This is a genomic window from Rhodococcus sp. H-CA8f, from assembly GCF_002501585.1.
GTDB classification, from domain to species: Bacteria; Actinomycetota; Actinomycetes; order Mycobacteriales; family Mycobacteriaceae; genus Rhodococcus_F; species Rhodococcus_F erythropolis.
In genome coordinates, this window is record NZ_CP023720.1 from 644,227 (window position 1) to 666,549 (window position 22,323).

Annotated in this window: 20 protein-coding genes; 11 read left to right on the plus strand and 9 right to left on the minus strand. The window is 61.0% G+C overall.

What is annotated here, in order from left to right:
* Positions 1 to 3 precede the first annotated feature (3 nt).
* Both CPI83_RS03020 and CPI83_RS03025 read right to left on the minus strand, forming a co-directional pair.
* Positions 4 to 1,032 (minus strand): ketoacyl-ACP synthase III family protein, encoded by a 1,029-nt coding sequence (locus CPI83_RS03020; RefSeq protein WP_020909397.1) that lies wholly within the window; start codon positions 1,030 to 1,032, stop codon positions 4 to 6.
* The gene (locus CPI83_RS03025) at positions 1,029 to 2,264 is read right to left on the minus strand and encodes a sedoheptulose 7-phosphate cyclase (protein ID WP_021345782.1); all 1,236 of its coding nucleotides are present in this window, start codon (positions 2,262 to 2,264) and stop codon (positions 1,029 to 1,031) included. The genes CPI83_RS03020 and CPI83_RS03025 overlap by 4 nt, the downstream gene beginning before the upstream one ends.
* Before the next feature lie 176 nt (positions 2,265 to 2,440).
* Here CPI83_RS03025 and CPI83_RS03030 point away from each other — a divergent pair, with 176 nt between their 5' ends.
* A complete protein-coding gene (locus CPI83_RS03030; RefSeq protein ID WP_020909395.1) occupies positions 2,441 to 3,055 on the plus strand; it encodes a TetR/AcrR family transcriptional regulator in 615 nt (204 codons plus the stop codon).
* A 93-nt stretch (positions 3,056 to 3,148) separates the two neighbouring features.
* Here the strand turns inward: CPI83_RS03030 and CPI83_RS03035 are convergent, their stop codons facing one another.
* The 4 genes from CPI83_RS03035 to CPI83_RS03050 all read right to left on the minus strand — a co-directional run bounded on the left by CPI83_RS03035 (position 3,149) and on the right by CPI83_RS03050 (position 6,688).
* Positions 3,149 to 3,592, minus strand: a complete 444-nt coding sequence (locus CPI83_RS03035) for a hypothetical protein (protein ID WP_232816849.1) — start codon at positions 3,590 to 3,592, stop codon at positions 3,149 to 3,151.
* A gap of 21 nt (positions 3,593 to 3,613) precedes the next feature.
* On the minus strand, positions 3,614 to 4,282 hold the full coding sequence (locus CPI83_RS03040) for an FCD domain-containing protein (RefSeq protein ID WP_020909393.1): 669 nt from the start codon (positions 4,280 to 4,282) through the stop codon (positions 3,614 to 3,616).
* A 101-nt stretch (positions 4,283 to 4,383) separates the two neighbouring features.
* Positions 4,384 to 5,592, minus strand: a complete 1,209-nt coding sequence (locus CPI83_RS03045) for an MFS transporter (RefSeq protein ID WP_060938242.1) — start codon at positions 5,590 to 5,592, stop codon at positions 4,384 to 4,386.
* 121 nt (positions 5,593 to 5,713) lie between these two features.
* Positions 5,714 to 6,688: a WYL domain-containing protein gene (locus CPI83_RS03050; protein WP_060937865.1), complete on the minus strand. Its 975-nt coding sequence runs from the start codon at positions 6,686 to 6,688 to the stop codon at positions 5,714 to 5,716.
* A 102-nt stretch (positions 6,689 to 6,790) separates the two neighbouring features.
* Here CPI83_RS03050 and CPI83_RS03055 point away from each other — a divergent pair, with 102 nt between their 5' ends.
* Entirely contained in the window at positions 6,791 to 7,258 is a 468-nt protein-coding gene (locus CPI83_RS03055; RefSeq protein WP_029256446.1) for a VOC family protein, read from the plus strand.
* A gap of 251 nt (positions 7,259 to 7,509) precedes the next feature.
* On the opposite strand, the gene aztD is transcribed toward CPI83_RS03055, so the two are convergent.
* The 3 genes from aztD to CPI83_RS03075 form a co-directional block, all read right to left on the minus strand.
* A complete protein-coding gene (aztD, locus tag CPI83_RS03060; protein WP_060937866.1) occupies positions 7,510 to 8,757 on the minus strand; it encodes a zinc metallochaperone AztD in 1,248 nt (415 codons plus the stop codon).
* 687 nt (positions 8,758 to 9,444) lie between these two features.
* A complete protein-coding gene (locus CPI83_RS03070) occupies positions 9,445 to 10,902 on the minus strand; it encodes an APC family permease (protein ID WP_255246877.1) in 1,458 nt (485 codons plus the stop codon).
* A gap of 273 nt (positions 10,903 to 11,175) precedes the next feature.
* Positions 11,176 to 11,769 carry a TetR family transcriptional regulator gene (locus CPI83_RS03075; protein WP_019745642.1) on the minus strand — a complete coding sequence of 198 codons (594 nt, stop codon included), beginning with the start codon at positions 11,767 to 11,769 and terminating at the stop codon, positions 11,176 to 11,178.
* Positions 11,770 to 12,110: 341 nt separating this feature from the next.
* On the opposite strand from CPI83_RS03075, the gene CPI83_RS03080 reads away from it, so the two are divergent.
* The 9 genes from CPI83_RS03080 to CPI83_RS03120 are packed head-to-tail and all read left to right on the plus strand — an operon-like array spanning position 12,111 to position 22,236.
* Positions 12,111 to 12,785 (plus strand): hypothetical protein, encoded by a 675-nt coding sequence (locus CPI83_RS03080; protein ID WP_097386755.1) that lies wholly within the window; start codon positions 12,111 to 12,113, stop codon positions 12,783 to 12,785.
* Entirely contained in the window at positions 12,778 to 14,157 is a 1,380-nt protein-coding gene (locus CPI83_RS03085) for a glutamine synthetase family protein (RefSeq protein WP_019745640.1), read from the plus strand. Before CPI83_RS03080 ends, CPI83_RS03085 begins: the two co-directional genes overlap by 8 nt.
* Before the next feature lie 20 nt (positions 14,158 to 14,177).
* Entirely contained in the window at positions 14,178 to 15,263 is a 1,086-nt protein-coding gene (locus CPI83_RS03090; protein WP_029256442.1) for a Zn-dependent alcohol dehydrogenase, read from the plus strand.
* Entirely contained in the window at positions 15,241 to 15,999 is a 759-nt protein-coding gene (locus tag CPI83_RS03095) for a gamma-glutamyl-gamma-aminobutyrate hydrolase family protein (RefSeq protein WP_029256441.1), read from the plus strand. The genes CPI83_RS03090 and CPI83_RS03095 overlap by 23 nt, the downstream gene beginning before the upstream one ends.
* Positions 15,986 to 17,476, plus strand: a complete 1,491-nt coding sequence (locus tag CPI83_RS03100) for an amidase family protein (protein WP_232816851.1) — start codon at positions 15,986 to 15,988, stop codon at positions 17,474 to 17,476. Before CPI83_RS03095 ends, CPI83_RS03100 begins: the two co-directional genes overlap by 14 nt.
* Positions 17,473 to 18,957, plus strand: a complete 1,485-nt coding sequence (locus tag CPI83_RS03105; RefSeq protein ID WP_060937870.1) for an aldehyde dehydrogenase family protein — start codon at positions 17,473 to 17,475, stop codon at positions 18,955 to 18,957. Before CPI83_RS03100 ends, CPI83_RS03105 begins: the two co-directional genes overlap by 4 nt.
* A gap of 15 nt (positions 18,958 to 18,972) precedes the next feature.
* Entirely contained in the window at positions 18,973 to 20,454 is a 1,482-nt protein-coding gene (locus CPI83_RS03110) for an NAD(P)-binding domain-containing protein (RefSeq protein WP_019745635.1), read from the plus strand.
* 5 nt (positions 20,455 to 20,459) lie between these two features.
* Entirely contained in the window at positions 20,460 to 21,335 is an 876-nt protein-coding gene (locus CPI83_RS03115) for an NAD(P)-binding domain-containing protein (protein ID WP_020971038.1), read from the plus strand.
* A 10-nt stretch (positions 21,336 to 21,345) separates the two neighbouring features.
* Entirely contained in the window at positions 21,346 to 22,236 is an 891-nt protein-coding gene (locus CPI83_RS03120) for a phytanoyl-CoA dioxygenase family protein (RefSeq protein WP_020971037.1), read from the plus strand.
* Positions 22,237 to 22,323 lie beyond the last annotated feature (87 nt).

Here is a 22,323-nt window from a genome sequence, read left to right on the forward strand (position 1 = left end):
GGCCTATCCCTTCTCGTATCCGGTGTATTCGACGACTGCGCATCCCCATGTGAACCCGACGCCGATGCCGGTGAGCATGATCCGGTCTCCAGGGTGCAGGGCCTTGCTGCGGCGGAGCAGGTCGAGGCCCAGTAGTGGGTCGGCAGCACCGGTGTGGCCGATGGTTCTGCCGAGTTCGACCAAGGTCTGCTCGGCGCGGATCTTCAGCGGCTCGAAACATTGTTTGCGGAGTAGGACGTTGCCGAAATTCGGTACGATCCAGGTGGCGATGTCACCGTGATGAGTGGCGGCATCACCCAAAGCTGTTTCAGCGCATCGAGACAGAGCGGCCGCGTTGCGTGACCAGAACTCGTCGATGGAGTGAGTCTCGGTGAAGCCCCCCACCCGTGCTCGGAGATCGATCGGGTCGGCGGTGCCGTAGACAGGCATGCTTGTGCGCTCGTGCCCGCGGTGCATCTGCTCGAGGTGTGCATCAGTGACTACGGAAGTCGAAAGAATACGAAAGGGACCCGGATCCGGGCCGATGACAGCAGCGGCCGCGCCGTCTCCGTAGGCGAGACCGCTGTCGGAATTCCACCGGTCGAACAGGGGGAGACGCCAAGCGTCGGATGCAGTTACCAGGCCTTTGCCGTGTCCGTCGAACCAGCGGCCGATCAGTTCGATTCCGACGATTGCTCCGGCGCAGGCTGTTCGGATCTCGATCGGCAGGCAGTCGTCGATGCCAAGTTCGTTCTGAATGTAGGCGCCGCAGTTCCACGCCTCCAGGCCGTTGTGCAGAACCACTGCATGCACGAGTAGGTCGATTTCGTTGCTGCTGATTCCGCTGTCGGCCAACGCAGCTCTGCCTGCGAAGACTGCCATCTCCGGCGCGGATTCGCCGATATCAGGGTCCGACACTGCAACCGAAGTCTGTCCGGTCTTCTGCTGTTCGACGGGATCGAACCGTCCTTCGGTCACCATGTCGGAGGCTTGTTCCCGCCTGTCCGGTAGGTATGAGCCGAAGCCTTCGATGTAGAGGTCGCCCCACCTCATGACGCGACCTTCGTCACCGACGTCTCACGGACGCGTAGCTCGTCGCTCTTCCTGTTCAAAAGGGCGGAGGCAGAGTTGATTCCGTCGATCGTGACATCATTGACGAAGTGGTGTCCACCGATCCCGACCGGCAAAGGCAGCCGTTGCCGCCCGTCCCGATGACGCACTGTGTCGGCCAATGCGGCGCCGAGGACGCCCGGTGTGGACAAGACGTCGTTCCAGGTGGGAAGGCCGAGGCGCCTCATTACAGTCAGGACGCGATCAAGTTCAGCTTCACTGATACTTCCCCGCAAATAACCCAGTGCAGACGTCAATGCCATGTCGACAGCTACGGCTTCACCGTGCAGAAGTTCCGGTAGTGCTTCCATCTCGAGCGTGGGCGAGAATGTGTGGCCGTAGTCGACGCAGCGTTCGAGGCAGGATTCCCACAGATTGGGCTGCAGTTCCTCGAGCATCAGGTGGATCGACTCGGCGATGACTTGTGTTGCTGCTGTGTCGAGTTCGTCGGAAGAGCCCTGAAACCTGTCATCGATCAATCGTTCCCCGAAGATTTCCAGCAGTTCGAAGAGGTCGAGGGATTTGATCAAGGCCATCTTGAGTATCTCGGCAAGGCCGTTGGACAAGTGTCGGTTGTCGAGGGTACGCAGGAATGCTCGGTCGACAAAAGTTGCCAGGGCCGGTGCATACGTCCCCAGTCGATTCTTGCCCATGCCGTAGTTGACTCCGGTCTTGACGCCGACCCCGGCGTCGACGAGGCCGATCAGTGTGGTGGGGACCCGGATGTACGGCGTTCCGCGGCGGTAGACGCTCGCGGCGAAACCGACAATGTCGAGTAGAACACCCCCGCCGATCGCGATTACCGGCTCCCTGCGTCGGTCGATGCCGAATCCGTTCATCGCGTCGACCACCCGCACCGCAGAACCCCACTCTTTGACCGTCTCGTCGGCTCGCATCGGTACGAAGGATGCTCGTATTCCGTGGTGTTCGAAGTAGCCTCGAATTCTATCCCCGTGAATTCGGTCGACGTTCGCGTCGATGATGATCAAGCGTCGGTCTCCGCGGTGTAGCGACGCTGCGCTGCACCCGTCGAGTAGTCGAGTGCTGTCCTTGGCGAACAGATTTCGTGCGGCAATCACGTGATACTCGACCTGTTTGACCGCTTCGACCTTCCATGTCGAATCGGTGGCCGCGCTGTGGCTGAGACCCAGTTTGAATGAAGCGGCACTACGCATGTCGATCCCCCTAGACGGTGTGAAAGAGCGTTCGCGAGCTGTGTCAGCAGTACGGCGGTACTTCAGTGAACGAAATGAACTTTCGAGGAGAACAGTAGGACATTCGCATAGTGATCGCTACAAGAGTAGAATAGATCACATTTGGATCGGTAGATGCTGCGGAATTGGGAGGTTGCATGGCCGGGGTGCCGGGACAAGGGCGGAAGTTCGACGTAGACGCGGCCTTGGACAAGGCGATGTATGCCTTCTGGGAGCACGGCTACGAGGGGACATCCGTTGCCATGTTGACTGCTGCGATGCAGATAAATCCACCGAGTCTCTACAGTGCTTTCGGCGGCAAGGAAGGAGTGTTCTTTGCCGCCGTCGATCACTACAACGCGACTCGCGGCGACTTCATGGACCGGGCGTTCGCCGAAGAGCGCGAGGCATCCGAATTGATTCGCCGCCTCTTGAACGACGCGGCGTCCCATTACACCGACGAGTCTTGTCCGGGTGGTTGTCTGATCATCAGCGCGGCGGTCAGCGTAACCGACGCCAACAGTCACATAGCAAACCGATTGCGCGACATGCGAAATGCCAACGTGGTGTTGCTGTCGCAGAGGATCGCAGCCGATATCGCCAACGGACTCATGCCCGCTGACTCCGATCCCGAGGACCTTGCCGAGTTCATCGGTGTAGTCATCCAAGGCATGTCTCAGCGCGCCCGAGACGGTGCAACACAGAGGCAATTGGAACTCGTAGCGAACAGGTCTTTCGACTCGCTGAACTTCTCGAAAGACCTCATCGGCTGAACAGATTTCAGTTGACGGTCGGGGGTCGAGCTGGATTGGGCGATGGAGAGCATCGAGGTCGGTCCTAGTGACCTTCTATCCCAATGTAATTCGTCACTGACCGTGATGGCTGTCGGTTCGTTGAAGGAAGGGGCGAGGCCAGGCTCCGAGTGCGAGCACGGCGAGGATCGTCTGGGCCAGTCCGGTGGTGAAGAAGATGCCTTGCAGCGGCGACCAGGCGAGAACGATGGCGATCTCGACGAAGATCCAGATAATCATGGTCAGCCCGGCGGCGGCGTGCAGGCCCCATGCCAGACGGAACCTGTTGTGCTGAGCGAAGAGCGCGGCGGCTTGGATGCCTCCGACGACAACGCCGAGGAGGATTCCGGGCCAGAAATATGAAGGGAAGACGGTTCCCTCGATCCACTCAGGAGGCAGGCCCATCCCGCCGCCGATCGTCAGGCCCGCCATTCCCACGAGCGCAGAGAGCAGGTTGAGCCACGCGATGGCGGACAGACCGATCCGGAGACCCCGTGGAGGGAGCGATGTGGACGTCATGCCTGACAACGATAGAGAGGGTCAGTCGAGCCCGTCCATGTTCCTGCGCGTTGCCGCGCTGGCAGCGTCGGCATCACCCGCGACGATTGCTTCCACCAGATCTCGGTGGGCAGCGGCTTCGTCGTCGATGGATTGGGGGTTTCGTGCCGTGACGTCGGTGATAACGTCCAGGGCCGAGTTGCGGAGCGTTTCGATGAATGAATCGAACACCATCGACAACACGCTGTTGTGCGCAGCATTCACCACGGCGCGATGTAGTTCCATGTCAGCGTCGACAAATTCTGTTGGTGTCGAAGCATTTTCACGGGCTTCGAGTGCTGCCCGTAACAGGTCGACGTCGGCAGAGGTCCGACGCATGGCAGCCAGGCGGCCCGCTTCCACTTCCAGAAGTCGGCGTACTTCGTAGACTTCGCGGCGGTCCGAGCGTTTGAGTTCTCGCTCGAGTTCTGTGACCGGAGTCGAGGACATGACGTAGGTGCCGGATCCTTGATGAGAGTAGAGCTGTCCCGACGCGATCAGTGCACGCACGGCTTCCCTGCCGGTCGAACGCCCGACTCCGAGAAGCGTGCTCAGATCCTGCTCGTTCGGGATTTTCGTCCCGACCGGCCATTCGCCGTCGCCGATGAGGCGCGCAAGTTCGTCTGCGGCTTTCTGTACCAGTGACTGCTGCTTGACCTGGCGCACTGCCATGTGTCTGCTCCTGACTGACTCGGTGAACCGCCGTGGAGCGGCCCACCGAGTGACACTTCATGTCCTCCGATGAATCTTCAGACTACGGGGCTGTCTTCGGGTTATCGAAGGGCGATGACGTCCAGTTCGCGCTCCGTCTCGTCCTCCGGGTCGAGGCGTCGATCGCGCAAGGTGAATGCGATGACGGCTCCGACCAACAGCACTGCAGTTGTCGCCCCGATCGCCATGCGCGGTCCGAAGTGATCTGCCAGGTAACCGAACAGCGGAGAGGCGATGCCTCCCACTGACATTGCGAGTCCGAGGGTCACCCCACTTGCCGTGCCTGGGCGGTTCGGTAGGTAGTCCTGCGCCAATGTCACCTGTGGCGCGAAGGGCAAGAACATCGCGAATCCGAGACAGACGATTCCAAGTTCGGCAATTGCCACGTTCGGAGCCGCGGCGAGCAATGCCAGTGAAGGTACCGCAAGCAGGTAACCGAGTCGGATGGATGCACGTCGACCACGACGGTCCGCGAGGACTCCGCCCAGTAGCGTGCCGGCCGCTCCCGCCAAGGTGAAGGAGGACAACACGATTGCTGCACTCGAGGACGATCCGTTCAGTCCGTTGAGTACGTACGGTGAGACCAACGACAGCGTGGTCACATATGGAATTGACCAACACACCGTTACCAGCACGAGTCGGGTGAACGAGCGCCAATCATCTGACACGGGACCGTTCGCTGCTAGCTGCGAACTCAATGATTGGGCTGATTCGGCGTCCGTGCCCGTGCCGGCTGGTCGTGATTGGGCGACGATCCACCAAATAGCCGCTACCGCTGCAGGAACTGCGAGCAGGTAGCCGCCGGACAATCCGAGCGAACCGACCACGAGCGTGACGAACGGTGGCGCCAGTGAGGCTCCCAACGTGCCGCCCACGGAGAACACGCTCATGGCCTTCTGCGAGTGACCTCCAGCTGCGCGTGCCAAATTTGTGGCGGGCGGATGGTATGCGGCAATGCCGATGCCGGCCAAAGCAATTGCCAGCCAAGTGACGATGTAGGTGGTGCTCATCGCGGCCACGACAATTCCCGTTGCGGCCGTCACAAAACCTGTGGGTACCAGCCAATTCCGGCTCTTTCGATCGACCAGCATGCCGAATGCGGGTTGCACGACACTGGATAGTCCGGTCGCGGCGAGCGTGATTCCGGCAACCGCGGAGTAGGAATATCCGCGTTCCAGCATCATGAACGGCAACAGTGCAGGCACAGCCCCCTGGTACAGATCGTTCACGACGTGTGTGCCGGTGAGAAACGCAACTTGCCCCTTCTTCATCTCCTTGGGCATCCCTTCGTTCAGGTCTTCAAGTCCTCAGGTCCTCTGAGGACTTGAAACCTACATGAACTCACGAACGCACGGTTGTGTTGGAGACCTGGATCTCATTCGCGACGACTGCCTAACTCGCAGCAGTCGCGGCATTGCGGGCGGCGAGTTGTGCGAAAGCGTGGGTCAGTTCTGCCGGGCCGACGACATCGATGTCGGTGTCGAATCGGTTGAAGGAGGCTGCCAGCGCCGTCCAGGACCATGATCCGGCTTCGAGGCTGCACTGGTCGGGGCCAAGATCTTCGACGGCGCCGTCCTCGACAAAGGGAAGAACATAACTGGCTGGTCGATGGAGAACGACCTTGCCGTGGCACGGCCATTTGTTGATATGTTCCGATCCCTTGAAGCACGCGGCCACGTATTCGCTCACGTCACCGCCGGGGATCTCCTTCGGTGTGAACTGCGGGCCGTTCGGGATGCGTGGGGTGATGCGATCGGCGCGGAAGATTCGCCAGTCGTCTCGCTCGAGATCCCACGCGACGAGGTACCAGCGACGCTTGGAGGTCACCAGATGATGTGGCTCCACGCGGCGTGGGGGTGTTATTTCGATGTTGTCAGTTGAGCGGCCGTTCGAGTAGTCGAAGCGGAGCACCTCGCGAGCGCGCACCGCTGCGGAAATCGCTACGAGCACCTCAGGGGACACCGAGTCTGCGTCGCTGGAATCGGTCGAAATCGTGGTGAACGTGAGTGCGTCGAGGCGATGACGCAGGCGCGACGGCATCACTTGTCGCACGGTGGTCAGCGCACGCACTGCGTCCTCTTCGATGCCGACGCCGGTCAGCGTCGCCGCCTGCAGAGCGACTGCCAAGGCGATGACCTGATCGTCGTCGAACAGCAGGGGTGGTAGCTCGCTGCCGGCGTCGAGTCGGTATCCGCCGTCCGGGCCCATGGTCGCCGCAATGCTGTAACCCATCTCCCGGAGCCGGTCGATGTCGCGGCGGACCGTGCGGTGGCTGATGTCGAGCCGCTCGGCGAGTAGAGCGCCCGGCCAGTCGCGCCTCGTCTGCAAGAGGGACAGCAGATTCAAGAGCCGAGTGGTGGTCGCCATGTCGTGAGACTACGACGAGTCTAGGACGAAAACAGTCCTATACGGCTGTGAGAGTCGACGTTGTCAGGGAAAACCCGGGCGACGTTCGTACTAGGAGCAGACATGAGCATCAAGACAACGACCCACCTCAACTTCCGCGGAGACGCCCGCGCGGCTCTGGAGTTCTACCAGTCCGTCTTCGGTGGCGAGGTCACGATCGCAACCTACGGCGACTTCGGAATGCCCAAGGATGTGCCTGGCGCTGAGAACATTGTGTTCGGCCAAGTCGAAACCGCGGACGGCTTCAGCGTGATGGCGTACGACATCCCAGGACAGTCGGGCGGCTCGACCGCCAATGCCGGCACGACGCACCGCGAGAACGGCACCACGATCACCGACCAACCGTTCTTCGTCTCGGTTCGCGGTGAATCGCTCGAAGAGGTGCAGGGTTACTGGGCCAAACTCTCTGTCGGTGGATCCATCATCGAGGGTCTTGCCGCGGCGGCGTGGAGCCCCGGATTCGGCATGCTCACCGATGCGTTCGGGGTGACGTGGATCCTCGACGTCGCTGCCGGCGAAAACCCGGCCTGATCATTCAGACGACAAAGCCGCTGGCACCGAAAGGTGTCCAGCGGCTCCAGCGCGTCGGTGCCCGTCTTGCGCCTCTCGGCAAGTGGCCACTCGAAGTGGCAATTCTGGGGTGGTACCCGGGGCAAAGAACCGAACACCGACACCATCTCCAACGAACCTCCACACGGAGTTATTCCATGCTGACTTGTGCCGCGGTCAATCGTGGTCCTGCTCATCGCTCAGCTCCAGCAGAGCTGAGATGAGGATCTGAATCAGCCGGTGACACCGGTCAATTCGTTGGGGGCGTGATCGAGGGTGGTCTCGGTCAGGATGCTGCCGTCTTCGAGGTCGACGGCGATCAGCTTCTTCGACGTGGGATCGGTGACGTACGCGGTGTGGTCTTCCACGAAGAGTGCCGGCCTGGGCTCTTGCCACTTGGTGGGCTCGGTCCATGCGTCGATGACGGCGATCTTCTTGGTGACGACGCCGGTGTTCGGGTCGACGACGTGGATGGCGCCGTCGGTGCCGAGCACCAGTGCCTCTCCGTGCGGTCCGCGGCCGAGTGAGCGGAAGGTGTAGCTGGTGCCGAGGTCGACGAGCTTGAGTTCGGACGTCGTCGTGTTGGTCAGCGAGACCCGTTGCGGACGTTCGAGTTCGGCGTCCTTGTCAGTCTTGTAATCGCCCAGGACGATGTCCGACTCCTCCGAGCCTGCTTGATTTCCGATGCGGCCGTATGCATCCGGACTCTGGACCTTGGTGATCGCTCCGTTCTTGTACACGAGCAACCCGTCCTGGCAGCCCAGCACGATGGCTTCGCCGGCAGCGACTGCTTCGCCGTGGACACCGGGGCACTGTTCGTTGCGCAGGATTTCCTTGCGGTCGGCATCGAGGATGGCAATGCCGTTGCGGGACTCCGAATTTCCGATGGTCGTCAACAGGCTGCCGTCGGCAAGTGCGACCGCAACGCCGTGATGGGGTTCTGGCGTGGTGTACGTCTCGACGCGAGGTTGGCGCTTTGCCAGTTGCGCCGGATCGAAGATCTCGACGAGTCCCGAGCCGTCGTTGAAGAGGACGGTCTTTCCGGCATGGCGTACAACGTGTCCGGGTTCGTTGGCTGCGAACTCGACCTCGGACATCGCGGGATCGGCTGTGTAGTAGTGGGAATGGTCGCCGTGGGCCGAGGACCACGTGCCGGTGTCGAGCACCTTGAACGCCTCACCCGACGAGATCATGACGTGGCGACCGTCGCCGGCCGGGTTGAGTCGCGTGAAGCCGTCGATCTTGGTCTCGCCGACCACGTCGAGCGACGTTGCATCCAGCACCAGGACGCCACCGTCGTAGGAGACTGCGAGACGCGGTGTTGCCGAGGCTTGTTCGGTGGGTGCGGACGCGGTTGTCGTGGTGGTCTCCGACGGGGCCGAGTCCTTGTTGTCGGACGAGCAGCCCGTGACGAGGGCGAGTGAGAGGCCAACTGATGTGGCAAGGGTGAGGCGCCGCGACATGCGGGTGTTGAGGTGCATGGGTATAGATCTACTGCTTAATGTAAATGATTGTCAAAGTCGAGTATGCGAATGTTCGCATGTCGGGCGTGGGCACCGCGCTCGAGCATTCGCGAGCCGATGACCCCGAACACGAGTTCCCAGAAAGGGCGTTCCGATATTGAGCGGTTGAGAACATGCCTGCGATTCTTTGCCGCGTACGGAATCAGCCGCGTCGAACGCCTCGACATTGGATCATGGCCGTCGGCGTAAGTCATGACCCAGGATTCCAGGGCTGGCAGCAGGCCTGGGCATAGTGTGTATTCCCGCCCAGGTCGGCCGGTGTTCGAGTATGTGGGTCCTGATGTCGGCCTGATGCCGAGGACTCCGAATTCGGTGTTGATCAGGAATCCGGAATCGCTCAGTATCGATCCGAAGGTCTCCGTCAGCGAGTGCATGGTCGAAGGGCATTCCATGCGCCACAGCGTTGTTGGCTGCTGCGCACGCGTAGTAGCCGAAGGGGCTGCGTCCGAAGGATGGCGCGTACGCGACGTAGCGACGGCTTAAAGGACCATGTCTTTGGCCCACTGATCCAACTCGAGCAAATTGGCGCCGACGGCGCTTCCGCTTTTAGTTCCAGTGCAGGTTGGGCGGCGTGGTTTTCATGCTCCAGTGGGCCCGTGCCTCGCGACGGGGAAGCCGGTTTGTTGGCTTGAATTTGAGGTTCGTCTACTGCTCTCGGGCCGTCGCTCGTTCCGAGTTCAGGTGAGGTGGCGGCTGGGAGGCGTCAGCGTGGCTTCGACGCCCCATCAGGTAAAAGGCGATAGTGGCCGGCGTGATGGTTGCGAGCGCAACGTAGGACATGGCACTGACTGGAGACGGTGCGGGGAAGAAGATTCCGTTGAGATAGATCCATGAGGTTGCGACGGCACCGGCGATCAGTGCTGCGATTGTCACGGCGGTGGCTGCGCGCTCGCGGAAGAGGAGCATCACGGCGCCGATGCTGATGACGACGTATGGGCTCACCCAGAAATAGACGACCAGAGTTGACACTGCGTTATAGATGGAAGGAAGTGGGCCCGTGGCGCCGATCACCAAAGTGCAAATGCCGAAGAGGCCACCGAGAATGATCAGCAGGATTGCGGAAACAGGGCTGTGGAATCGGGAGTGTATGCGTGTGAACCTTTGTGGTAGAAGCTTTTCGGCTGACAGGGTGGCGACGAAGCGGGATCCGTAGTTGACGAATCCGATCAGTGCGGCGAAGGTCGCTACGGCGACAACGAGGTCCGTCATTTGTCCCATTGCGGTCGGTAAGCCCGCATTCTCGGCCAGGGCGGCGGGGGATGATGTGCCGGAAAGGATTTGGTCGGACGTCTCCGTGATTCCTGGTGCCTGTAGGAAGGTTGCGATCACGTACAAGGTTCCAAGCACGATGGGAACACTCATCACGGCGGCCGGCACATTCTTCTTCGGGTCGCGGGTCTCGGCGGCCAGGGCTGCGCTCCCCTCGAAACCGACCAGGAACGCAGTTCCGGATGCGATGCCGGCCACGATCCCGCTGACGGACGCGCCCTGAAGAGTCAGTTGTTCCTGCAGATGTAGACCAGTGTGAATCGCACTCGCCCCGGTAATGGCCAGCAACAGTGGAAGACAAATCGCGGTGAGTAGGACCGCGATTACGATCGAAACATCTAGGCCGCGACAGGTGATCGCCGCGACAATTGCTGCGGAGGCGAGGTAGATCGCGATTTGTGCAGGGCGATCGAGGCCGCCGTCGATGCCGATAGATTGCAGGAAGCTACCGCTGTACGCGCCGATGACCAGCAAAATGCTTGCGACCATCGCCAGATACCCGAGGAACAACGAGGCTGCGATCAGTGACTGTGCCCATCGCCCGAATACTTCGCCGGCGTAGGAGTAGAGCGATCCGGAGGCGACATACCGGCTAGCGAAGACGGTTACTGCTCTGCCGACGCAGATGACTGTCAGCGCTGCGAGCAGAGCAGCGACCCAACCACCGAGTCCTGCGTTGAGTACCAGCAGCATTGGAAACGACGCCATGCCGACGGCAGGGATCATTGACGAGATGGCCAGCGAGGTCAGTTGAAGGCGGCTGAGATGGCCGGATTCAAGGTTGATGGACTCCGTATTAGTCTGTGCTACAGCATTATTCGACGAGTGATTCATATGTGCGTCCTTGAATTTGTGCACTGTCGAGTGCGGGCAGGGGCTATATGCCGGGATCGGCCGCGATCGCGCGTGTGAGGATCGGGATAGCCCTCAGGAGATGGTGATGTCAGTCACATGACTGAGTCGATCGACTGAGATTAGCTTCGCCCTTGCTGTTCGTCAATGAGTTCCGGGAAATTCCTTGAATACAGCTGCGGGATTCGGATGATGACGGGCACGACTGCGGCCCGGCGCTGTCGATTGCAACGCCGGGCGGGAAACGGGAAAACTCTAGTGGGGCGGGTGGATCGAATCGATGATGCCGACGATTGCGGACGAGATGGCGTCGAGTTCGGGTGCGCTCACTCCGGTCGCGCCAGTTGCGAGATTTTGCATGTAGATTCCGTCGATTGCGCCGATCGTGTAGCGGGCGAGCAGTGTGGCGTCGCTGCCGGCGATGTCGGTTGCGTGCCGAAGCTCATCGGCGAAGGCGGATATGTACGTCGTGTAGCTGGCTCTGGCGAGTTCGGCCTTGTCCGGATTGCGCAGCGCCCACAGCAGCAGCTCGTATTGGGCGATCGGGACGTCCCGATCGGCGTGGAGAAGATCTTGGAAGCGTTCGAGCAATGAACGGATGATCTCTTGACGTGTCCAGCCAGTTGTCGGTACCAGGCGTGATCCCACTGTGGTGGCACGAAACATGTCGTCCACGGCGGTATAGATCTCTCCTTTGCCGTCGAAACTGTAGTGCAACGCAGCGAGGTTGACTCCGGCTTCGTCGGCGATGCGGCGGGTGGTCGCCGCGGCCAGTCCGTCGCGAATGATGACTCGGGCGGCGGCCTTGACGATCGCAGTCCGCCGCTCGGATGCTGTCAGATACGCCATTCGCTTTACCGTTCACCTTCTCGTTGTCGTGGGACTCCAGGGGTCGAGCGTATCGATGTCACTCAGCGTGCGTGACACCCTGGTCGATCCTTTATCTGCCCGGTGCGTTCCGGGTGCGTCGTTGCCGCTCTTCGGGATCTCTTGCAGTTTGCCTATTGACGCTAGCTCCGATCCGCCATAATCTCAGTCACATGAGTTAGTCATGTGACTGACTTCATTGCTCGACTATAGCGCTTGGCAGATCACACCAGGGCGAGAGCTGCGACATCGCACAAAACCGCGTCTCTCTGACGCGCAACCAAATCGCTTGCCCCATGCCCCGAAACTGGAGGGACCACCCCATGACCGACATCCGAGAGCGGGTGGATACAGATCCACCGCGACCCGATGAATCCCATACCCGGTGTGCGCCCGACGTCGCCGTCACGATGGAGTTCGACCCACCCCCGTTGGTACGAGCTGTCGTGACCCGCCTGCGCGTTGCTCTCGATTCCGACTCAGGCAGGAAAGCTCTCGAGGTAATGCCCCCCGAGGTCGACCTGCAGTCGACCAGTGATCCGCAAAGCGCGCGATTGACTCGAACAGCAACCGGCGTGCACGTCAGTAGCCCCGAGGGGTCGACAGTTCCTGTTGTCGGAATCAGCGTCGACGAACTGGCGATATCCGAGGACGAGCCCCTGGCGGGCACTGCGAATGTTGCCGCGTTAACCCCTCTTATCGAACCAGAGCCACCGACGCTGGACATCGCAGCGTGTGAATTCTGGGAGAAAGCTTCGGGCCTGCCTGGAATGCCCGGATTGTCATTGGCTGCTCTCGATACGGGCGCAGCCGTGCACGTGGGGCCGACAACGGATGCGTATGAAATTCACGGGCTCGAGATGGATCTACGTCGACTGCTAGCGGGTTTCGAGTTGTTCGTCTATTCCCTGCGCGCAGGGAAGTTCTACATCAAAGGCACGAACCGACAATTGTCGGTCGTCGCGGGAGCATCAATGAAGGCGGTCCTCCATGTCTGACACGACGAACCTCGGTGAATGGATCGGCAACAATTCCGTTCGCACGATTCGCGCACAAACCGTGACGTTGGATGGTGCCTTGGTCGGAAAACATCTGTCACCCAAAAAGTTTGAGTCCGGAGCGCAATCGGGCTGGGGATTCGCTGATATCGCCCTCGCAGTCGATCTCGGGAACACCGCTCAGCTCGGATTCGATTTCGGTGATTGGCGCGGTGAGATGCACGACGTCTTCCTTCGTCCCGACCTTACGACTCTGTCAACCGACGCATCACTACCAGGTCTCGCCACGGTGATGTGTGATCTGGTCGATCAACACGGGGCACCGCTTCCGGTGTGTTCGCGATCCACGCTCGCACGTGTGGTCAAAGAGCTTGCCGAGCTTGGATTTACAGGTAAGGCGGCCGTGGAGATCGAGGCCACGGTGTTCGAAGAGTCGATCGAGCAGGCCCGCGAACAGCGTTTCACGAACCTGCATCCACTCGGCGGTACCCAGGGCGCGATCTACCTGTTGAGCAGATCACGGGACTACACGACGCTCATGGACGCAATAGCTGACCGCATCGAACGGGCCGGAATCCCTTGGGAAGGCTGGGCAGACGAGTCCGCGCACGGCCAAATCGAAGTAAATCTCCCACCGACCGACATTCTCACCGCAGCGGACTGGTACGTACGAACGAAGCAGATCATGCGGGAAGTCGCCTACGAGCACGGTCGCACCATCACCTTCATGGCTCGGTGGTCGCCGGACCAGTTCGGGCAGGGCGCTCACATCAACCTTTCGCTTCAACAGGACGGACGGAACGCCTTCTTCGATGAAGTTGAGCCCTCGCGCCCGTCGGAGACGATGCGGAACTTCATCGGTGGCGTCCTCGACACAATGGCGGCGGCCAGTTCTTTCCAGTATCCGACCGTGAACTCATACCGCAGAATCGCAGAATTCGACGGACCTCCCACCACCGTCACGTGGGGTGTTGACAACAAGAGTGCGGCCGTTCGAGCCGTCTGCACGACCGAGAAGCTCTCTCGTGTCGAGTATCGCGTCCCTTCGGCGGACGTGAACATCTATCTGTCGATGGCATCGTTCCTTGCCGGCGGTCTGATCGGCCTGCGCGATCACAGCGATCCTGGCCTCGAATGCACCGTCATGGCCTGGGGATTGCCGCCGGGAACCCCGAAGTTGCCAGCCAGCCTCTCTCGAGCGATCGCGGAATTGAGTGGCGATGTAAACCTGACGGAGGTTTTGGGGCGAGAGCTGGTGGAGTACTGGATCGGCACGCGCCGGTGGGAATGGTTGCAGTTCTTCACCACTGGGGGAGACCCGGCCGCAGGAGTCTCCGACTGGGAGCTCGAACGCTACTTCGAGCACGTCTGACAACGAGGACAGGTCTGAAGATGAAAGCAGCAATACTGAACGCTGCCCCTGGTCGGCTCGAGTTCGAAGAACTCGACATCGACGTGGCCGGACCTCGAGAAGTTCGCATACGTACAGCAGCCGTCGGGCTGTGTCATACCGATCTGCACTACGTGGACGCGCTCTGGCGAACAGAACTTCCGGAGGTGCTCGGTCACGAGGCATCGGGCATCGTCGAATCGGTTGGGTCAGACGTCACGGCTGTAGCGCCTGGCGACCACGTCGTGACGTGCATGACAGCTTTTTGTGGCCGATGCCGATACTGCATTGCAGGTCGACTCACCCTCTGCTCCAATCATTCCCGCCTCCGCTCGCGGCCCCAGCCGGCGTTGACGACCAAGGCCGGGCGCGCAGTGGGACGAATGGGTGGCATCGGTGGATTCGCCGAACAGATGCTCGTGCACGAGAACAGCGTCGTCCGCGTCGACGATTCGGTACCTCTCGATCGCGCGAGTTTGCTCGGGTGCGCCACCATCACCGGCGTCGGGGCGGTCTGGCACAGTGCTCGCATCGAACCAGGGTCGTCGGTTGCCGTCATCGGTTGTGGAGGCGTGGGGCTTTCGGTAATTCAGGGCGCCCGGCTAGCCGGCGCGGCCCGGATCATCGCGATCGATGTGGACCAGCGAAGTATCGATCAGGCTCTTCGAGTCGGGGCGACTGCGTCAGTGAACGCGGCTGAGATCGAGCCCGTCGACGCCGTACGCGCGTTGTGTCCGGGTGGGGTGGACTACTCATTCGAGGCGATCGGCCGCAGAGTCACTGTCGAGCAGGCATTCTCGATGCTCGCTCCCGGCGGAGTGGCCACGGTCCTCGGCATGGTTCCTGATGACGAGCCGCTGCGGATCACGGCGTCGGAATTGTTTTTCCAGGAGAAGCGATTGCAAGGCTCCCTCCTCGGGTCGAACCAATTCCCGACCGATATTCCGCGATTGGCCGAGCTGTACGTCCAGGGCCGACTCGAACTCGACGAGATGATCTCGTTGCGAGTCCCCTTCGACGAGATCAACACAGGAATCGCAGCGCTTCGTGAAGGAGGGGTGAATCGTGTCGTCGTCGAATTCGCCTGAGCGTGCGCGTCGCCCATTGATCGGAGTGACCGGTCGGCGCTCGAGCGCGGAACGCCTGGCCGTCGAACCTCGGTACCGCCATCTCGAGTTCGACATGCACTACTCCGATTTTCCCACCCGGCTGTCGTCCGAAGGCGCCCTGGTCGTCCAAATTCCCTATGAGGCAAGCGGAATCGACCTGATTGAGCGGCTCGACGGAATAGTCATCTCTGGTGGGCAGGATGTTCACCCCGAAACACTGGGTATCGACGCCGCGCCCACCGACCCGGACAGTGACCCGCGTCGAGATGCGTATGAGATCGAATTAATATCGGGTGCAGTAGAACTCGGTACTCCACTGCTGGGTGTCTGTCGCGGGATGCAGATGCTGAATGTGGCATTGGGAGGCACGCTCGTGCCTGATCTTCCGACCATAGACATCAACCACAAGTCACCAGGACTGGGCATAGCCGAGGAGACCCACCCCGTACGGATCGCCACTGATTCGACGGTGTTCGAGATATACGGCGCACACGTAGAGGTCAACTCCTTGCACCACCAAGCAGTGGACCGGCTCGGCCCGGGCCTCACTCCCAGCGGGTGGGCTCCGGACGGTGTCGTCGAAGCGGTGGAGATGCGCGGGAGACCGATCGTCGGCGTCCAATGGCATCCGGAATGGCGCCGGAAGGACCCCGTCTTCGCTTGGTTGGTCCAGGTCGCTCTCGCGCGAAAGGAAGTGCTCGATGGAGTTGCATGAATACTCGGACATGGACGCCACGGATCTGAAATGTCGACTCGACCGGAAAGAAGTAACCCCTGCTGAAGTGCGCGAAGCCGCACTAGCTGCAATCTCCCACGTCGACACGCACCTCGGTGCCACCGTCGGTCCTCCACTCGACCCACCACCGACGTATTCCACATCCGGTCCTTTCAGCGGAGTTCCGTTCGCGCTCAAAGATCTCCTGTGCACTGCGGCGGGGATAGCGAACGAGAACGGTAGCGCAGCAACCGCAGGCTATATCGCCACACGTGACTCCGATCTGATGGCTAGGTGGCGCGCTGCCGGACTGTCCGTGACCTGTCGCACTGCCACACCAGAATTCGGATTCAGCGCAACGACGGAATCGGCAGTGAACGGTCCTACCCGCAACCCCTGGAACCCACAGCGGGTCGCCGGTGGATCCAGCGGTGGCTCCGCGGCGCTCGTTGCCGCCGGGGCCTTGCCGTGGGCGCACGCCAACGACGCCGGCGGATCCATAAGAATCCCTGCCGCACTGTGCGGGGTGGTGGGACTCAAACCGACCCGCGGGCTCGTTCCACCCGGCCCGGATTCGGATGAACCGCTCTTCGGCCTCACGACTGAGTTCGCGGTCACCCGGACAGTTCGCGACGCCGCCGCGTTGATGGACGTAGTGCACGGCAGCGCACCGGGGGACCGGTACTTTCAGCCGCGTCGAAGCCCCGGCCACTACAGCCGAGCAGTCGGCCGGCGACCGAAAGGCCTCCGGATCGCTGTGTCGACCGAATCACCTGGCAGTCGTCACGCTGCGGACCCCGCCGTGACAGCCGAGGTGATGCGCATCGCGCGCTTGCTCGAACAGTTCGGCGGCCACGTCGAGATTGCGGCACCAGATGTTGACCCCGAACTGTTTCGGGATCTCAATCTCACTTTCTGGTCTGCGTCGATCGCAGAGTCCATGCGCGCACTGACCGGAGTACGCGCCATCGAGGACATGTACTCCTCGCTGGAGAGCTCGACTGCCGCCATGGTTCGTCACGGATTCACCGTGGAATGGGCGGACATCGCCCGCGCCCGCCGCTACCAGAATCACCTGACCCGTGGCACGGCGAGCTTCTTCGAATTCTTCGACCTCACTCTCACGCCCACCACACCGACGACCGCCTGGCACGTCGGCGAACTCGCCTCCAACCGGCGGGGTATCACCGCCGGCGAGTGGGTGGACACCTTGGCGAAGTACTCGCCCTTTACTGCCATCTACAACGTCACGGGCCAACCGGCTATCTCCATGCCCACAGGAATGTGTGACGGACTGCCGATCGGAGTGCAGCTCGCCGCAGCTCCCGGCCGTGACGATCTGTTGCTTGCCGTGGCCGCGCAACTCGAGGAAGCCGTCCCATGGGCAGGCCGCGTCCCACCGATTCATGCCGGCAAGCCGCTCCTCCCAGAAACGGAAAAAATGCCGACCCTCTACTCGGAAACGGAACGCACATGAACACCCGCGAGGAATGGACACGATTCGCGACGTCAATCGAAGCGCCATCGGCTATGTGGCTGAACGGTCAATGGTTCAACGGTGACGGGAGTGAGCGCCACCATGTCTTGTCCCCGCATGACGACACCGTCGTAACCAGTGTCCCGCTGGCCACTCACGCCGACGTCGACAGAGCCGTCGAAGGTGCTCGCGCGGCGTTTCTCGATGGCCGGTGGGCGAGGATCAGTGCGCGCGAGCGTGGTGCGGTACTGCAGCGGTGGGCAGAGCTCGTCTACGAGCACCGCGACGAACTCGCTGCGCTCATCACACTCGAGATGGGTAAGCCGATCCAGATGGCACGTGATATCGAGCTGCGCGCCGTCGAGAACACCTTCCGCTGGTATGGAGAACTGGCTGACAAACTCTACGACGAGTCGCCACGCGGCCTGATCGATGCGGTCGTGTTGGTGAGCCGTGAGCCGGTGGGGGTGGTCGCGGCGATCACCCCATGGAACTTCCCACTCACTCTCAGTAGTTGGAAAATCGCCCCTGCGTTGCTTGCAGGCAACAGCATGGTCATCAAGCCCGCTACACAGTCACCGTTGTCCTTGCTTCGCTTGGCTCAGCTGGGTTCGGCTGCAGGACTTCCCGACGGCGTGCTGCAAGTTGTCACAGGTAGCGGTGGACAGGCCGGAGCTGCCCTTGCTCGCCACAACGGCGTCGACTGTCTCACCTTCACCGGATCACCGGACGTCGGCAAACAGCTGCTGATCTACGCGGGTGAGTCGAATGCGAAACCCGTGCATCTCGAACTCGGCGGCAAGAGCCCACAGTTGGTATTCGCCGATGCTCCGGACCTCGCCGTTGCAGCGCGCACCGTGGCGTGGGCAATTACCTTCAACGCCGGACAGATGTGCACTGCAGGTGCTCGCTTGTTGGTCGAGGAAACGATCGCGGATCAATTCGTCGCCGAGGTCGTTTCGGAAATCAAGCGCTGCACTGTCGGTGACCCTTTCGATCCCGATACCCACATCGGGCCCGTCGCGAGTCGGGCGCATCGCGCGGACGTCCTCGAACACGCGAGAACTGCTCACACAGAAGGCGCAACGCTCGCCCACGGTTCGCTGCAGGAACGAGCAGGTTCGGGGGCGTACCTGGATCCGATCGTGTTCACCGATGTTCAGGCCGAGCACCGCCTGTTCCTCGAAGAAGTTTTCGGACCGATCCTCGCAGTCACCCGTTTCACTGACGACGCTGACGCCGTCAGGTTGGCTAACGCCACACCGTTCGGTCTCGGAGCGGGGGTGTGGACGTCGAATCTCACACGAGCCCACCGGCTCACGCGCGAAATCGACGCAGGTCTTGTCTGGGTGAACTGCTACGAGGAAGGGGATCTCTCCGTCCCCTTCGGCGGTCGCAAACTCTCAGGCCACAGTGTGGACAAGAGCATCCATGCACTCGACAAATTCACGTCGACGAAGTCGACGTGGATCCATCTCTGAACAAAGGCACAGCACATGTCATCACGGGTCAACGACGGCCACATCGCGATCATCGGAACCGGGTTTTCCGGGCTGTGCATGGCGATCGAACTGAAGAAGAAGGGCATCGACGACTTCGTCCTGTACGAACGCGCCGACGATGTCGGCGGAACCTGGCGCGACAACACATACCCAGGGGCAGCCTGCGATGTGCCCAGCGTGTTGTATTCCTACTCCTTCGCTCAGAACCCGAACTGGACCCGTATCTTCCCGCCATGGTCGGAACTGCTCGACTATCTCAGATCTGTTGCTGCGCAGTATGATTTGCTGCCGCACATCCGCTTCGGTGTCGAGGTCTCCGAAATGCGGTTCGACGAGGACCGGCTCCGGTGGAACATCCAGTTCGCATCCGGCGAATCAGTGACGGCTGCCGTTGTCGTCAACGGCTCAGGGGGCTTGAGTAATCCGTACATCCCGCAGCTACCCGGACTGGAATCATTCGAGGGTGCCGCATTCCACTCCGCCAAGTGGCGACATGACCTCGACATGTCGGGAAGGCGTGTCGCGGTGATAGGTTCCGGCGCCAGTGCGATCCAGTTCGTCCCCGAAATCGCCCCGCACACCGAGACCCTGCATGTGTTTCAGCGATCACCCAACTGGGTCATGCCACGTGGTGATGCCGCGCTGTCGCCCGCCACCCGCGAAAGATTCTCACGGCGTCCTTATCGTCAACGGTGGCTGCGATGGCGGACCTACTGGGCATTCGAAAAGCTCGCCAGCGCCTTCCTCGGAAATCGCAAACTCGTCGAACAGTACCGATCCCAGGCGCTCGCCAATCTTCAACAGCAAGTGCCGGATTCGGACTTGAGGCAGAAGGTCACCCCAGATTACGATCCTGGCTGTAAACGTCGCTTGATATCCGACGACTGGTACCCCGCGCTGCAACGGGAAAATGTGCACTTGAACACCTCGGGGGTTTCCGAGATCCGCCCGCATTCGATCATTGACTCAGAGGGAGCGGAACACGAAGTCGACACCCTGATCTTCGCGACCGGATTCCAGGCAACCAGCTTCCTGGCACCGATGAAAGTATTCGGCCGCGAAGGAGTCGAACTCTCCGACAGTTGGCGCGAGGGCGCCGCAACAAAGCTCGGGCTTGCATCCGCCGCGTTCCCGAACCTGTGGTTCCTCAACGGCCCGAATACCGGTCTCGGTCACAACTCGATCATCTTCATGATCGAAGCACAAGCCAGATACATCGCTTCGGCAGTGCAGTACATGCGCCGAAAAAGTATCACTGCCCTCGAACTCGATCGCACCGTCCAGACAGGCAGCTACGCCGCCACCCAAGAACGCATGCGCCGAACTGTATGGGCATCGGGTGGCTGCGACAGCTGGTATCAATCCGCTGACGGTCGAATCGACACCCTGTGGCCGGCCAGCACAATCGAATACTGGTTGCGCACCAGGCTATTCCGCAAGTCCGACTTCCATGCACTGACGACAGGCAAAGGATGAACAACATGGACGTATCAATACTCGGCACCGGCTTGATGGGAACAGCTCTCGCTCAGGCGCTCATACGCAGCGGGACAAAGGTGACGGTGTGGAATCGAACCGCCGACAGAGCGTTACCCCTCGCTGCGGCTGGAGCTACAGTCGCCGAATCTCCACAATCTGCGATTGCGGCCAGCCCGCTAATCGTCATCAGTCTCCTGAACTACGAGATCGCCAAAGATGTCGTTACAGAAGCAGATTCGATTGCCGGAAAAATCATCGTCAACACCGCAACCGGTACGCCGGAGGAAGCGAACCAGTTCGCCGAGTGGATCGCAGGGCGAGGCGCTCGGTACCTCGACGGAGCCATAGCTGCATACCCGGAGGACATCGGAACCGAAAGTTCAGGGATCAACTATTCCGGAGACGAGGACGTGTGGGAGGACGTCCAGAGCCTTCTGACACCCATCGCCGCCCAATCACGATATGTCGGAGCCCGTCCCGGTGCCGCCAACGTGATCGACGCGGCCATGGCAGGCGCATTCTTCAACGTCGCGCTCGGTGCCTTCCACGAAGCAGCAGCGTACGTGCGGTCCGAGGACGTCGCGATCGCGGAGATGCGCCACAGTTTGCACCTGTGGACCGACAAACTTCTCGAACTCCTTCACGAAGCACTCAAAGCGTTCGAATCCGGAGAGTACGAGACCGATCAGGCAACCTTGAACGTATACGCAGCCGCAGTAGAAGCCTGGCAACAATCGATGCAGCGAGCAGGCCAACGCGCCGCTCTGATGACGGCGAATCTCGACAACTTGCAACGTGCATGCGCAGCCGGGCACGGGGACAAGGGCATCTTCGCCCAAATCGAAACACTCTCCGCCAACCCTCAATCCGCAATCTAAGGAGACATCAATGACAACCATGGCCAATCACCTCACCGCCCTGCCCTCGACAACAACAGTCGACGAGATCGTCGACGTGATCCACCGCGACGGCGGTGTCATCGTCGAAGATTTCCTCGACACCCCCCAGCTCGACGAGCTGCGCGCCCAACTTGGCCCCGTCCTTGAAAGCACCGGCTACGGAGAAGACGAATTCTTCGCCGGAACCCAAACGCGAAGAGCAGGAGGGCTGTTCGGTCGGATCGACCTCATGCCCCAGATCGCGCTCCACCCGCTCTACTACGGGGCCGCCAAGAAGATCCTTCAGGTGCCCCTGTCCGTCTGGGTCGGAGACGACCAGATCGAAATCACGCCTGATATCCAGATCGGTGTCACTCAGGCAATCGAAATCCACCCTGGGCAGGGTGCCCAGCGTCTCCATCGAGACGACACGAGCTTTCTGTGGCGCCACCCCGACTACGGACGCGAGGGCCGACTGCAGATCATGGTGGCGGTCAGCGATTTCACAGCAGAAAACGGCGGCACCCTCGTCATACCCGGAAGCCATCGGTGGGACGACCAACGAGGCCCGAAACAAGCCGAAGCGGCGCCGACCGTGATGCGGGCCGGTGCTGCCCTCATCTGGACCGGTTCTACGTACCACGGCGGTGGTAACAACTCGTCCGAGGCGCCACGGACCGGCTTGACGATGGCATTCGACCTCGCCTGCTTACGTCAGGAAGAGAACCAATACCTGTCAATCCCGCGTGAAAAACTGCTTGATCTTTCCGAAGAGGTACAGCGACTGCTCGGCTGGGGGTCCGGAGCGAACCTGATGGGTTACGTCGAACGGGGCGGTCAGATGATCGACGCACACGTTCTCCTCGAAAACGGCGCCGTCGAACTCCCGACTGCCCGCTGAACCCTCGATCCTGCACGTCGCTTGCCACCCGCAACCCAACTCGCACAGTAGTTTCTGGGTTTCGAATCGAGAAACATATCCGTCATG

What these genes read in the sequence shown, in the direction of transcription:
- CPI83_RS03075 (WP_019745642.1), bottom strand. Translation starts at nt 11,769, where the DNA reads ATGGCGTATCTGACAGCATCCGAGCGGCGGACTGCGATCGTCAAGGCC.
- CPI83_RS03025 (WP_021345782.1), bottom strand. Translation starts at nt 2,264, where the DNA reads ATGCGTAGTGCCGCTTCATTCAAACTGGGTCTCAGCCACAGCGCGGCC.
- CPI83_RS03105 (WP_060937870.1), top strand. Translation starts at nt 17,473, where the DNA reads ATGAACACCCGCGAGGAATGGACACGATTCGCGACGTCAATCGAAGCG.
- CPI83_RS03110 (WP_019745635.1), top strand. Translation starts at nt 18,973, where the DNA reads ATGTCATCACGGGTCAACGACGGCCACATCGCGATCATCGGAACCGGG.
- CPI83_RS03120 (WP_020971037.1), top strand. Translation starts at nt 21,346, where the DNA reads ATGACAACCATGGCCAATCACCTCACCGCCCTGCCCTCGACAACAACA.
- CPI83_RS03080 (WP_097386755.1), top strand. Translation starts at nt 12,111, where the DNA reads ATGACCGACATCCGAGAGCGGGTGGATACAGATCCACCGCGACCCGAT.
- CPI83_RS03055 (WP_029256446.1), top strand. Translation starts at nt 6,791, where the DNA reads ATGAGCATCAAGACAACGACCCACCTCAACTTCCGCGGAGACGCCCGC.
- CPI83_RS03085 (WP_019745640.1), top strand. Translation starts at nt 12,778, where the DNA reads ATGTCTGACACGACGAACCTCGGTGAATGGATCGGCAACAATTCCGTT.
- CPI83_RS03035 (WP_232816849.1), bottom strand. Translation starts at nt 3,592, where the DNA reads ATGACGTCCACATCGCTCCCTCCACGGGGTCTCCGGATCGGTCTGTCC.
- CPI83_RS03045 (WP_060938242.1), bottom strand. Translation starts at nt 5,592, where the DNA reads ATGAAGAAGGGGCAAGTTGCGTTTCTCACCGGCACACACGTCGTGAAC.
- CPI83_RS03020 (WP_020909397.1), bottom strand. Translation starts at nt 1,032, where the DNA reads ATGAGGTGGGGCGACCTCTACATCGAAGGCTTCGGCTCATACCTACCG.
- CPI83_RS03100 (WP_232816851.1), top strand. Translation starts at nt 15,986, where the DNA reads ATGGAGTTGCATGAATACTCGGACATGGACGCCACGGATCTGAAATGT.
- aztD (WP_060937866.1), bottom strand. Translation starts at nt 8,757, where the DNA reads ATGCACCTCAACACCCGCATGTCGCGGCGCCTCACCCTTGCCACATCA.
- CPI83_RS03115 (WP_020971038.1), top strand. Translation starts at nt 20,460, where the DNA reads ATGGACGTATCAATACTCGGCACCGGCTTGATGGGAACAGCTCTCGCT.
- CPI83_RS03050 (WP_060937865.1), bottom strand. Translation starts at nt 6,688, where the DNA reads ATGGCGACCACCACTCGGCTCTTGAATCTGCTGTCCCTCTTGCAGACG.
- CPI83_RS03070 (WP_255246877.1), bottom strand. Translation starts at nt 10,902, where the DNA reads ATGAATCACTCGTCGAATAATGCTGTAGCACAGACTAATACGGAGTCC.
- CPI83_RS03030 (WP_020909395.1), top strand. Translation starts at nt 2,441, where the DNA reads ATGGCCGGGGTGCCGGGACAAGGGCGGAAGTTCGACGTAGACGCGGCC.
- CPI83_RS03090 (WP_029256442.1), top strand. Translation starts at nt 14,178, where the DNA reads ATGAAAGCAGCAATACTGAACGCTGCCCCTGGTCGGCTCGAGTTCGAA.
- CPI83_RS03040 (WP_020909393.1), bottom strand. Translation starts at nt 4,282, where the DNA reads ATGGCAGTGCGCCAGGTCAAGCAGCAGTCACTGGTACAGAAAGCCGCA.